Source organism: Rheinheimera sp., from assembly GCF_037442345.1.
In the GTDB taxonomy this organism is placed as follows: Bacteria; Pseudomonadota; Gammaproteobacteria; order Enterobacterales; family Alteromonadaceae; genus Pararheinheimera.
Genome location: NZ_JBBIQL010000017.1, coordinates 72,157 through 84,363, shown reverse-complemented (window position 1 = coordinate 84,363; position 12,207 = coordinate 72,157). Strand labels below are relative to the sequence as shown.

The 12,207-nt window shown below is 52.3% G+C and carries 12 protein-coding genes; 8 read left to right on the top strand and 4 right to left on the bottom strand.

The features are described 5' to 3' along the window. Window positions 1–11: 11 nt before the first annotated feature. From WKJ04_RS11980 to WKJ04_RS11970, 3 genes are all read left to right on the top strand, one after another. Window positions 12–770, top strand: a complete 759-nt coding sequence (locus WKJ04_RS11980; RefSeq protein ID WP_337880628.1) for an SDR family oxidoreductase — start codon at window positions 12–14, stop codon at window positions 768–770. Between the two features lie 53 nt (window positions 771–823). Further along, on the top strand, window positions 824–1,219 hold the full coding sequence (locus WKJ04_RS11975) for a hypothetical protein (protein WP_337880627.1): 396 nt from the start codon (window positions 824–826) through the stop codon (window positions 1,217–1,219). A gap of 164 nt (window positions 1,220–1,383) precedes the next feature. Then, window positions 1,384–1,728 carry a GFA family protein gene (locus tag WKJ04_RS11970; RefSeq protein ID WP_337880626.1) on the top strand — a complete coding sequence of 115 codons (345 nt, stop codon included), beginning with the start codon at window positions 1,384–1,386 and terminating at the stop codon, window positions 1,726–1,728. A 30-nt stretch (window positions 1,729–1,758) separates the two neighbouring features. Here WKJ04_RS11970 and WKJ04_RS11965 read toward each other — a convergent pair whose 3' ends face one another. After that, entirely contained in the window at window positions 1,759–2,097 is a 339-nt protein-coding gene (locus tag WKJ04_RS11965) for a zinc ribbon domain-containing protein YjdM (protein WP_337880625.1), read from the bottom strand. Window position 2,098: 1 nt separating this feature from the next. Here WKJ04_RS11965 and WKJ04_RS11960 point away from each other — a divergent pair, with 1 nt between their 5' ends. Next, window positions 2,099–3,241 carry a phospholipase A gene (locus WKJ04_RS11960; protein ID WP_337880624.1) on the top strand — a complete coding sequence of 381 codons (1,143 nt, stop codon included), beginning with the start codon at window positions 2,099–2,101 and terminating at the stop codon, window positions 3,239–3,241. Between the two features lie 41 nt (window positions 3,242–3,282). Here WKJ04_RS11960 and WKJ04_RS11955 read toward each other — a convergent pair whose 3' ends face one another. After that, window positions 3,283–4,572: a hypothetical protein gene (locus WKJ04_RS11955; protein ID WP_337880623.1), complete on the bottom strand. Its 1,290-nt coding sequence runs from the start codon at window positions 4,570–4,572 to the stop codon at window positions 3,283–3,285. Window positions 4,573–4,650: 78 nt separating this feature from the next. Here WKJ04_RS11955 and WKJ04_RS11950 point away from each other — a divergent pair, with 78 nt between their 5' ends. Continuing rightward, complete coding sequence (locus WKJ04_RS11950) at window positions 4,651–5,709, top strand: alpha/beta fold hydrolase (RefSeq protein WP_337880622.1); 1,059 nt, start codon at window positions 4,651–4,653, stop codon at window positions 5,707–5,709. A gap of 57 nt (window positions 5,710–5,766) precedes the next feature. Here WKJ04_RS11950 and rne read toward each other — a convergent pair whose 3' ends face one another. After that, entirely contained in the window at window positions 5,767–8,841 is a 3,075-nt protein-coding gene (gene rne, locus WKJ04_RS11945; protein WP_337880621.1) for a ribonuclease E, read from the bottom strand. 494 nt (window positions 8,842–9,335) lie between these two features. On the opposite strand from rne, the gene rluC reads away from it, so the two are divergent. After that, complete coding sequence (gene rluC, locus WKJ04_RS11940; RefSeq protein ID WP_337842125.1) at window positions 9,336–10,295, top strand: 23S rRNA pseudouridine(955/2504/2580) synthase RluC; 960 nt, start codon at window positions 9,336–9,338, stop codon at window positions 10,293–10,295. A 1-nt stretch (window position 10,296) separates the two neighbouring features. Next, window positions 10,297–10,950: an HAD-IA family hydrolase gene (locus WKJ04_RS11935; RefSeq protein WP_337842124.1), complete on the top strand. Its 654-nt coding sequence runs from the start codon at window positions 10,297–10,299 to the stop codon at window positions 10,948–10,950. Here the strand turns inward: WKJ04_RS11935 and WKJ04_RS11930 are convergent. Next, the gene (locus WKJ04_RS11930) at window positions 10,947–11,540 is read right to left on the bottom strand and encodes a nucleoside triphosphate pyrophosphatase (RefSeq protein ID WP_337842123.1); all 594 of its coding nucleotides are present in this window, start codon (window positions 11,538–11,540) and stop codon (window positions 10,947–10,949) included. The two genes, WKJ04_RS11935 and WKJ04_RS11930, sit on opposite strands and share 4 nt — an antisense overlap. A 128-nt stretch (window positions 11,541–11,668) precedes the next feature. Between WKJ04_RS11930 and yceD the strand changes: the two genes are divergently transcribed. After that, window positions 11,669–12,196, top strand: a complete 528-nt coding sequence (yceD, locus tag WKJ04_RS11925; RefSeq protein ID WP_337842122.1) for a 23S rRNA accumulation protein YceD — start codon at window positions 11,669–11,671, stop codon at window positions 12,194–12,196. The last annotated feature ends 11 nt before the right edge of the window (window positions 12,197–12,207 follow it).

Genomic DNA, 12,207 nt, shown 5'->3' with positions numbered 1-12,207 from the left:
AAGAGAGCGTTATGCAATTAAAAGATAAAGTCATAGTGGTCACTGGTGGTGCTCAGGGCCTGGGGCTGGAAATGGCCCGTATGCTGGCTGCCGAAGGCGCACAACTGGCGCTGCTGGATATGAATGCCGGGCAATTGGCTGCGGCCAAAGCTGAGCTGTCGGCTACCACCACTGTGCATACCTATGTGGCGAATGTCGCAGACGAACAAAGTGTCGAAAGCACCTTTGCGGCTATAGCCGAAGATTTTGGCGGCATTGACGGTCTGATCAATAACGCAGGTATTTTGCGGGACGGGCTGCTGCTGAAATATAAAGACGGCGAAATCACTGCCAAAATGTCGTTGCAGCAATTCCAGTCGGTGATCGACGTCAACCTGACAGGTGTGTTCCTCTGTGGCCGCGAAGCGGCAGCCCTGATGGTCAAAACCGGCCGTAAAGGCGTGATTATCAATATGTCCAGTGTGGCCCGAGCCGGCAATATGGGACAAACCAACTATGCAGCTTCTAAAGCCGGTGTGGTGGCGATGACAGTCACCTGGGCACGTGAGCTGGGCCGTTACGGTATCCGGGTCGGTGCCATCGCACCAGGGGTGATCCGCACGGCGATGACAGATGCGATGAAACCGGAAGCCCGTGACCGTCTGGTGGCGATGAAACCTGTGGGGCGTTTGGGAGAAGCCGCAGAAATTGCCCATACAGCCCGTTACATTTTTGAGAACGACTTTTTTACCGGTCGGGTGGTGGAAGTGGATGGCGGCATCAGTATGTAAGTTGCTGATAAATCACCACTGCGGTTGTAAATAAACTGTGATAAGGTTGGCGAATGCCAACCTTATCTTTTGGTGTCATGCGTTTAGTTTTACTGGTCTTGGTATTCAGTACAGCAGTTTCAGCTCAGCAATGGCTGGAAACCCAGTCCTACTGGATCCGGTTGGATGCGGATTGCCCTGTGCTGCAGGATTGCGCCAGTATCCGGTATCAGGGGCACTCCAAAATCACAGGGGCAACCATCACCCTTGAAGGCCGCCCCTGGTGGGTAGGCACTAAACAAACGCCGTTATTTTGGGGCTACCGGTTTAACAGCGGCCGTTTGCACTATGTTTTACACAGAAACGGCCTGTTGCAGGTGACCAATCGCAAAGGCCATGTATTGGTGGAGGAGCAGGGACTATGGTTGCAACAGGCACCCGATCAAGCAGCGCTGCCACTGCAGCAGTAAAAAGCGAATTTGTAATGAACATTGGTTCAATTAAATTACTGCAACGTCAGGGCTTTGAACGGACAGAAAGGCGCCACGGCGCAGTGTCAGCGCTAGGGCAGTGACTTGACGATTGATGGTTCAGACTGAAGTGTTGACTGACAAACAAAAACAGGAGACTAAGCATGCAATATCATGGCAGTTGTCATTGTGGTGCTGTGGAGTATCAGGTGGAAGGGCAATTGGACTCAGTGCTGAGCTGCAATTGTTCAATTTGCAGCCGTCGCGGTTATTTACTCTGGTTTGTGCCAGCCAGTGCACTGACGTTCAGCAAAGCCGGCGCGTTGACCAGCTACACCTTTAACAGTCATAAAATCAAACATCAGTTTTGCCCTGTCTGTGGCTGCGCACCTTTTGGTTTGGGGGTCGACCCACAAGGCAACCAAACCGCTGCTGTGAATGTACGATGTCTGACGGATGTCGATTTGAATGCGCTGCAGGTGCATCATTACAATGGCAAAGATGCCTGAAGCAGAACTTCAGGCCGGTGGCTGCTCTGCTCAGACTTTGCGGACAAATTCTGATTTGAGCTTCATGGCGCCAAAGCCATCAATTTTGCAGTCGATGTCATGGTCGCCATCGACTAACCGGATGTTTTTCACTTTGGTACCAATTTTAACCACCAATGACGAGCCTTTCACTTTTAAGTCCTTGATCACAGTGACCGTATCGCCATCCTGTAACAGTGTTCCTGCACTGTCTCTGATGTCGCGGCTGTCGTCTGTGGCTGGAGAAGAATCGGCACGCCACTCATGACCGCAGGCAGGGCAAATAAGTAAATCCTGGTCGGCATAGGTGTAATCTGACTGGCAGCTGGGGCAGGCGGGGAAGGATGTCATCATGGGCTCCGTCACTAAAAAGTGGCAAGTGTACCACCTGCCCGACACGACGGAAAACAGCATTCAGCCGACAGTGCGATGGAGTCAGGCCGACGGTGGAAAAATGGAGTTATGGATGAAAAGAATCACTCTGGGGATGGCTGCCGTTTGTTATGCAGCCGCAGCGCAGGCGCAGGATGTAGCAGTTTGCCGGACTACAGCGGACAACACGCAGCGTTTAGCCTGCTATGACCGTATTTTTGGCGTAACGAGTCCGGCATCTGACGGAACTGCTTTGCCGGATGAGGTGGCAGCGACACCAGCTAAATCAGTGAAATTGGCAACTATTATGGAAAAATACTGGGAGCTGACGCCGAAAGAAAAGCGTGATCGTTTTGTATTCCGGACTTATCTGCCGAACTTCTTTTTGCCGCTGCACTATACCTCCAGTATCAACCGTGAGCCGCGCAGTCCGTCCAGAGGGCAGGCTTTGCGCAATGACAATTACAAGCCGGTGGAGAGCAAACTGCAGTTGTCGCTGCGGGCTAAACTGATGAGTAACCTGTTGTTTGACAATGCGGATCTTTGGTTTGCTTACACCCAGGTGTCGATGTGGCAGCTGTGGAATCAACAGGATTCAGCACCTTTTCGCAACACTGATTATCAACCGGAGCTGCTCTACGTGGTGCCGGTGAAAGATGAATGGGGCGACTTGCCCGGTGATTGGGAACTGCAAATGCTGCAGTTTGGCTTAGCCCACCAGTCTAACGGCCAGAGTGATCCCTTGTCACGCAGCTGGAACCGGCTTTATGCCGCTGTGGCTATGGATCATGGAGACTTTGGTTTGCGTTGGCGCTATCACCAGCGCTTGTCTGAAAACGTCAAAGACGACGACAATCCGGATCTGATTGACTATACAGGCAGTCATGAAATCAGCGCCACCTGGCTGCCTGGTCTTGCCACAGCCCAACTGACCTGGCGCAATGATTTGGGGTATCTGAGCCGGGGCTCCTGGATGCTGGATTTGACCTATCCGGTGGATAAAACCAAGCTGGATGGGTTGCGCTGGCATTTGCAGCTGTTTTCCGGTTATGGCGAAACCCTGCTTGATTATAACCACAGACAAAACAGCTTAGGTCTGGGGGTCATGCTGTTTAATTTCTAGCAGGCAAGGCGGAGCAGGCCCGGCTCCGCCTTTTGTTGGAATTAACCCCGAGGTGTTGCTATTGGCTGCAATTGGTAACTGCCGGTCAGGTCTGCTGCCACTTTGCTGTACCAGAGTCCATCGGGTCCGACTGACCATGACAGATCAAAGCCGGCTGGTAATGGCCGCTTGCTCTGTATGGTACCGTCCGTCAGCGATTGCTGATACATGTGCCCGTTATGCACAAACCACAGCTGAGCGCCGGCCAGTTGCCAGTCTTTGGCATCCGCGGGCAGTGTAAGCTGTTGCATAGGCTCTAAGCCATGTTCAGACCACCGCCATAAACCTTCCTTTGTAGCCAGCTGCAGATAGATGTGCTGCTGGTAAGACTGCATCCTCACTGTGGCAGGTGCGGTAACAGGCGTCAGGGTCCCCTCTGTTAAACTGAGCCGGAACAGCTGCTGTTCTGACAACAGTAATGCGGATTGCCCGCTCAACAGCTCAAATTGTTGTACTGGCGCTGTGGCTGGCCACACCAGCTGCAGTTGCCGGGTCTGGGGTGACAGGCGAAATAGCCCCTGATGGTCGAGCAGCCAAATCCACTGATGATCGTCCGACCAGGTTAACTGCACTGGTGTTATTGCTCCAGGCAGAGACAACAGACGGTATGGGTTTTGCCCGGCTGGTTGCAGCCAGATTTCATCTTCAGCGGCGCCACGACTGACATAAGCCAGGCTCCCTTGCTGGTTTTGGACAGGCAGCAGCTCTGCGCGGCCACTGCCTGATTTTAACCGGGGTTGGTCTGCTGTTGCAGGCCAAAGCCAGATATCGGCCTGCGGCAGGTTGTCCTGGTACATCAATGAAGAGCCGATGGCTTGCAGACGGTCAATTCGGCCCTGACTTTGCCAGACAGGCTGCCATTGTTGCTGCTCGTCTTGTTGGTATAACTGGTTGGCGCGGGCAAGCACAGGTTTTTGTTGCCACAGGGTCAACAGGTGAGCTCCTGCAGGCACGGGCGAGCTTTGCAACAGTTTGAGTTCAGGCCATTGATAACGTTGTAATTGCTCCGTGGTCAGCACCCAGAGTTGCTCAGCTTCCAGCTGAACATCCAGCGCCTTGACATCATGCAACAGCTGTTTCAGGGACTCATTCTGACCGGTCAACAGCGTCATGTGATTGCTGGCACTGTCCAGAGGCGTGGTGCTGAGCTTCACTGCGTTAAATGCTGGTGCATCCATTGTTTGTTCAGCCGGACTGGTGATATAAAACCACCAGAGAAAAAACAGCAGTGGGCTGGTCCATAACAGGGCCAGGATCCAGGGAAAGCGGCGCTGAGCTGGTGTTTCAGACATAAGCAGAACCTTGGTCAGTTAAACTGCAGCGCTATTTACCATACTTTGACGATGACAGCGACAGAAGGACCAGAGACTTTGCAAAAAAAAACACGGAAACTGACACTGGCCAGCCAGCTGCTATGCCTGAGTCTGGGAACTTTACTGCTGGGAGGACCCCTTGGCGCCGCTGAACTGGAGTCTGCGGCCGTCAAACCGCTGGAGTTGCCCTGGCCAGCACAAAGCACCCAATACCTGCCTCTGACCGACGGCCATCAAATACCCTATTTGTGGCTGGAGCAGACCAATGCACAGGCGACCCTGGTGATAGTAAATGGCCGTACTGAGACGTTGTTGAAGTATCAGGAGCTCGCGCAGCATTTTCTGGCACAAGGCTACAATGTGCTGCTGTTTGATCACCGCGGGCAGGGCTTGAGTGCCCGCTATACGGACGATCCCTTTAAAGGCCACATTGATGAGTTTCAGACCTATGTGGATGATATGCATCAGTTGTTGCAAAGGGTGTTGCCAGAACCCCGACAACATAAATTATTGCTGCTGGCCCATTCGATGGGGGGCGCTGTGTCCAGCCTGTATTTAGAGCAGCACCCTGAGGTCTTTGCTGCAGCGGCTCTGTCCGCTCCGATGCACGGGATCCAGGGAAAGCTGCTGTTCAGTGAAAACGATGCCTGTGCCTTGGGGAGCCTGATGTCTGTGTTCTCCAGTGAAGGTTATGCCGGCTTTGCCGCCGCACCTTTTAAAGTGCGGGAGTTTGCCGGTAATGATTTAACCGGCTCCAGGTCACGATTTGACTGGTTTAATGAACTGAACCTGCAGTATCCGCAAATTCAGCTGGGTGGGCCCACCTGGGGCTGGTTAGCCCAAAGTTGTGCCGTCTTTGAGCCGATGCGGGCAAACAGCAGTTCCTTGCAAATTCCGTTGTTGGTGTTGCAGGCCGAATTGGATACCGTGGTGTCGAACCGGGCGCAAAATGAATTTTGTCAGGCGCTGCAACAGAACCCGGAGTCTGGTTGTGTGACAGGCGGACCTGTGGTGATTCAGGGCGCTTTGCATGAAGTGCTGTTTGAACAGGATAAGCAGCGTCAGCAAAGCCTGACCTATATTGACCAGCATTTTGCCAAAGCCCTGGCACAATAAAGCAAATCTCAGCCATAAAAAAACCACCGCAGTTGCGGTGGTTTTTTTGCACTGAACTTATTCAGCTGAGTCAGGTTTGGTCATAGGCGCAACACTGATTTGACGTGCTGAGGCAGACCCACCCGGACGCTCAGAACTGACCACCACGGGGCGATCATTCAGGTCCATCGCTGTAGGTGCATCCTGTTGTGCGGCTTCAGACAGCTGTTCAGGTTTTTTCATATCTGCGACCACCATTGACGCATAACGGTTCGCACGTGGCGCCCTGGCTGGGGCCGATTTCGCTGGTGCCTTAGCCTGTTCCGCTTCTGCAGCAGCTGCCGGTTCCTCTGCGCGGACAACAGTTTCTGGCTGTGCGGCAGCCGGAGCTTCAGTGACTGCAGTGTCAACCCCTGTGGTTGCTGCCGCAGTCACTTCTGCAGGCGCTGCAACTTCAACAACTGCGGCTTCAGCCTGAACTGGTGCTGCTTCGACGGCTTCAGCAATAACTGCAGTGTCGTTCTGAGTGACCACATCCTCGGCCGGAGCCTCTGCAACAACTGCAGCTTCAGCGTCTGCGACAGGCGCTGCCACTTCGGCCACCGGAGTGACAGTGTCAGCGTCAACCTGCGCCACAAGCGCCGTAGTTTCTTCAGCAATAGGCAAATCCAGTTGCTGTTCTGTCACTGCAGTGCTTTCATCTTCCGGATAACGGGCCGCAGTGGCTTCGTCGGAGGCTTCGCCTTGTTGCTCTTTTTTCCGTTTCTGACCGGCAGCACGCAAATGCCGTGGTGAACGACGGCTGCGGCTGCGGCTTTCTGAGGCGTCTTTGTCCTCGTCACCGCCATCCGCAGTTTCCACTGCATTTACATCCACAGATCCAGCCTGAGCTTCTGTGGTGTCAGTCACCACAACAACAGCTTCCTGCGCAGGTGCAGCTTCGGCGGCCACTGTGATCACGGCGTCGCTGACCGCAACAGAGGCTTCGGCAACCAATGCCTGGCTGGAAACTTCAGCCAATTCTGGCTGTGCAACCTGGCCTTCTTTTTCGACCCGCACCGATTTGCGCTGCGAACGACGCTGACGACGTTCTGACACTTTAGTGGGGGCATCATCATCCTGCTCATGAGCTTTAGGCGCTGCTACTTTTTCGGTTGGCTTTTTGTCCTGGCGCTCGGTACGATCCTGACGCTCAGCACGGTCCTGACGGTCACCACGCTCCTGGCGGTCAGCTTTGTCCTGACGTGGTCGCTCCTGGCGCTCAGTGCGATCCTGGCGCTCGCCACGCTCAGCACGGTTGCCTTTTGGCTCTGTGCGTTCAGCTTTCGCCGGAGCGTTTTCGTCCTTGCCAGAACGTTCATCATCACGACGACGGTTTTTGCTGCCCCGACGTCTGTTGTCGCGGCGTTCGCGGCGCACAGGTTTATCGTCTTTTTTCTCAGGTTCAGCGGTTTTACCGGCGAACAGCGCTTTGAACCAGCCGATCAGACCATCCAATAATCCCGGTTCTTGTGCAGCAGGTTCAGCCACCACTGGTTTCGCTAACGGCGCTGGCGCATCGGCCATGCTGATCGCAGATACGGCTGGCTTTTCCCGAGCTGCGGTCTCAGCCACAGGATGGTACAGGTTACTGGTCACGGCCGGGGCTTTGACCATGTTGTAGCTGGCGTCTTCAATTTCTTCGTCAATACGGATACGGGTCACTTCGTAATGTGGCGTTTCCATATGTTCGTTCGGGATCACGAAAATCTGAATACCATGACGACTTTCAATACGACGCACAGAATCACGTTTTTCGTTCATCAGGTAGGTCGCAACAGAAATAGGCACCTGGGCATGAATTTGGCTGGTGTTGTCCTTGATTGCTTCTTCTTCGATCAGACGCAAAATAGACAAAGCTGAGGATTCAGTGCTGCGGATAGTGCCGCGGCCATGGCAACGAGGGCAAACGTGAGTTGCTGATTCGCCTAAAGACGGACGCAGACGCTGACGTGACATTTCCAGCAAACCAAAACGGGAAATACGGCCAATCTGAACCCGGGCACGGTCTTGTTTTACAGCGTCCTTTAAGCGGTTTTCCACTTCACGCTGGTGGCGCACCGGCGTCATGTCGATAAAATCGATGACAATCAGCCCCCCCAAGTCACGCAGGCGTAACTGACGGGCAATTTCGTCGGCCGCTTCCAGATTGGTGTTAAAGGCTGTCTCTTCGATGTCACCGCCTTTGGTTGCTTTGGACGAGTTGATATCAATAGCCGTCAAAGCTTCGGTGCTGTCGATCACAATAGAGCCGCCAGAGGGCAGGCGAACTTCGCGGCGGAACGCCGATTCGATCTGGCTTTCAATCTGGAAGTGCATAAAGAGCGGCACTTCACCCTGGTACATTTTGACTCGGTGGGCAAAATCCGGTCGGAATTGCTGAATATAAACTTTGGCTTCTTCGAAAATACGTGCGTTATCGATCAGAATTTCACCCACGTCACGACGCAGGTAATCACGGATAGCGCGAAATACGACATTACTTTCCTGGTGGATCAGGAATGGAGCCGGGCGGTTTTCGGCTTCATGCGTAATGGCAGCCCAGTGTTTCAGCAAGGCTTTTAAATCGTACTCCAGCTCTTCGTGTGATTTGCCCACACCAGCGGTACGCACAATCAGACCCATGCCGTCCGGCAGTTGCAGCTGGTCCAAGGAGTCTTTCAGCTCCTGACGCTCGTCGCCTTCGATACGGCGGGAAATACCACCGGCACGAGGGTTATTTGGCATCAGCACCAGGTAAGAACCGGCCAGTGAGATAAAGGTGGTCAGAGCCGCGCCTTTTTGGCCTCGTTCTTCTTTATCAATCTGGATAATGACTTCCTGGCCTTCTTTGACCACTTCTTTGATATTCGGACGACCGTCGAAGGTGTAACCGGCAGGGAAGTATTCGCGGGAAATTTCTTTTAAAGGTAAAAAGCCGTGACGTTCAGCACCGTAGTCTACGAACGCAGCTTCTAAGCTGGGTTCAACCCGGGTGATTTTGCCTTTGTAAATATTGGCTTTTTTCTGTTCGTGACCTGGGCTTTCAATATCCAGGTCGTATAGTTTTTGTCCATCCACAAGCGCTACGCGGATTTCTTCTTCCTGCGTAGCATTGATCAACATTCTTTTCATTGTTTGTGACTCAGTAAAGGCCACAACGCAACGACATCCTGCGTCCGCGTTTCAGATGTCAAACATAACTCAAACTGAACTGTGGCGCAGTCTCCCGACTGGGCGGATTGAGCTAACTCATTTTAAGTCGTGCCGCCTGATGGGCCGCACTGAAATGTATTTGGCTGTGATCTGACACAGATCGCGCTAACGTGTTGCGTTGTCGCAATTGTTTTTTGCTCCACTAACCGGACTTTGTGTTTTGTCTCTGTTGGTAACAAATTACGCAGCATTACCTCAGACAAACAGCATTCATCGCATTCGGGGCTTAGGAAATCCTTGGTTTTCACAAGGAATCCGGTATGATCTGCCATCCCGAATGGTGCCTCACAATATCTCTTACGTCACATGGAGCGCCCTAATCGCCAAAACAGGCAAAATTAGCGGGCCGATTATCCCACTGAATAAGTGTAAATAGCAACAGAATTTAAGCCTGAACAGAGTAAACAAAGCGCATGACAGAAGAAATCAAAACTCCAGTCCAATTTATTGATGTAGAAGAAGATTTTTCAGGTCAACGCATTGATAACTTTCTTCTGGCCCGGCTGAAAGGCATTCCAAAAAGTGTGATTTACCGGGTTTTGCGTAAAGGCGAGGTACGGGTTAATAAAAAACGAATTAAACCGGAATACAAACTGCAACCTGGTGATCAGGTGCGGGTGCCACCTTTTACCCTGAGTCCGGAGCCGGAAAAAGAACCGGTCTCGACTTCACTGTCGATTGTGAAAAACCTCGAACAGCATATTTTGTACGAAGACAATGAATTGATTGTATTAAATAAGCCAAGCGGTATGGCGGTGCATGGCGGCAGTGGTTTGTCTTTTGGGGTGATTGAAGCCTTGCGGGCCTTGCGTCCGACAGCCCGTCATCTGGAACTGGTGCATCGACTGGACCGTGATACCTCAGGTTGTCTGCTGATTGCGAAAAAACGTTCGGTGCTGACCCATCTGCATGAACAGCTGCGCAATAAAACGGTGGAGAAAAAATACTGGGCTTTGGTGGCCGGCCAGTGGGATAGCAAAATCAAAAAGGTGACAGAGCCACTGCGTAAAAACACGCTGCAAAGCGGCGAGCGGGTGGTGAGGGTGGATGAAGTGCAGGGCAAACCCAGTGAAACCCGGTTTAAAATTTTGCAGCGTTACGCCGAAGGCACCTTAGTCGAAGCCTTTCCGGTCACAGGCCGTACTCACCAGATTCGGGTGCATACGGCCTGTAAAGGCCATGCTATTGCCTGTGACGATAAATACGGTGACAACGAATTTACCAGCCAGATGCAGGCACTTGGTTTAAACCGGTTGTACCTGCATGCCAAAACCTTAAGTTTTACCCATCCGGGTACCGGCAAAGTGATCAGCTGTGATGCTCCTTTGGATCAGCCACTCAGTGCGGTACTGGAAAAACTGACGAGAAAATAACATGAGTCAAGCTGTAGATCTGGTGATCTTTGACTGGGACGGCACCCTGATGGATTCAGTGGGTCGTATTGTGTCAGCAATGCGCAGCGCAGCGCAATTGTCTGGACTGACGGTGCCGAGTGAACATCAGGTGAAACAAATCATAGGGCTGAGCCTGGATCCGGTGTTTGATATTTTATTCCCTGGCATCAGCGCATCACAGCGTCAGACGGTGTTTGAACATTACCGCGATCAGTATGTATTGCATGACCATACGCCGACACCCTTATTTGCTGGCGCAGAGCAGGTGATTCAGCAACTGCACCGTGATGGGGTGTTACTGGCGGTGGCCACCGGAAAAGCCCGTAAAGGGCTGGAGCGGATGTTTGATGAAACCGGCTTAAGGCCCTATTTTCATACCAGTCGCTGCGCCGATGAAGCGGAATCGAAACCCAGCCCCGATATGCTGAAGCAAATTATCGCTGAACTCGGTATCAAGGTTGAACGCGCCCTGATGGTGGGCGATACCATTCATGATATGAAAATGGCGCAGACCATGGCGATGCCGCGAGTGGGGGTGACTCATGGGGTCCATGGTGTGGCTGAGTTATCTGACTACCAGCCCAGGGCCATTATTGATTCCCTGCCAGAACTTTTACCTCTGCTGGGCCGTTAAGGCGCCAGCAGCAAATCAAGGCCTGTGTTTTTCAACAGCTGATGCAGTTTAATCAGGGGTAAACCAATCAGGCTGTTTGGGTCATCTCCTTCTAATTTGCTGAATAAGGTGATACCCAGGCCTTCACTTTTAAAACTGCCAGCACAGTTCAGCGGCATTTCACGCTCAACATAACAGCGGATTTCATCCGGAGTCAGCGGACGAAAGCTGACCTTAAATGCATCGGTCAACACCTGTACCTGACCTGTTGCACTGGTGACCACTGCCAAACCTGTCAGAAAGGTGACCGTTTTGCCACTGAAACGGCTGAGTTGTGCAATTGCCTTGTCCACAGTATGGGGTTTACCCAGAATATCGTTTTCAAACACAGCCACCTGGTCTGAACCAATCACTATGGCCTCGTTGTGCTTTGAGGCAATCGCCTGTGCTTTTAGTACAGCCAGGCGCTCCACCAGTTGCTGTGGTGTTTCACCTGCTAAAGGGCTTTCATCGACGTCGGGTTTGGCGGTACTGAAGTTAGGGGTTAATTTTTCCAGCAGGGCCTGACGGTAGACGGAGGTTGAGGCCAGAATCAGGGCAGGTTTTGACATAAAGCGGCTCCTTTTAGCATAATGCGCCGCACTATAGCGCCAGCCACTGGTTTGACGCGAGAAAAATTAACAAAAACAGCGTAGAACCCTTTGACAGTGCCAGACCTGATCTATATGATGCGCGCCTTATGCAAAAGGTAAAAATTCCCATTGTTATAGATCCGGTGCGGGCCGCGCAGAAACGTTCGAGTTTCGACGGCATAGTTCCACTGGCTAACCTTGACCGGTTATCCGAATCGCTGCTGGATCCGAATGGTGATGTTGAAGTAACAGTTCATTGCGGAACTGATGAACAGGGTCTGACCTATATTCAGGGTGAAGCCCGTTGCCAGATCCAGGTGCGTTGCGAACGCTGTGGCGATGCGATGCCGATGGAACTGGACGCCAGTTTTGCATACACTCCGGTTCGGAGTGATATTGATTCGGCTCACGATGACATTCCTGAGCGCTACGACGTGGTTGAGAAAAACGAACACGGCGAGGTGAACTTAAGGCAATTGGTTGAGGACGAATTAATTCTGGCTTTACCTTTGTTCCCAACGCACGAGGAAGGGCAATGCGACCCGGCTAAAGTGCAAATGAGTTGGGGCGAGATAGAACCGGAACCAGAAAAACCGAATCCATTTGCAATATTGCAAGAATTGAAGAAGAAATAGTTTTAGGAGAA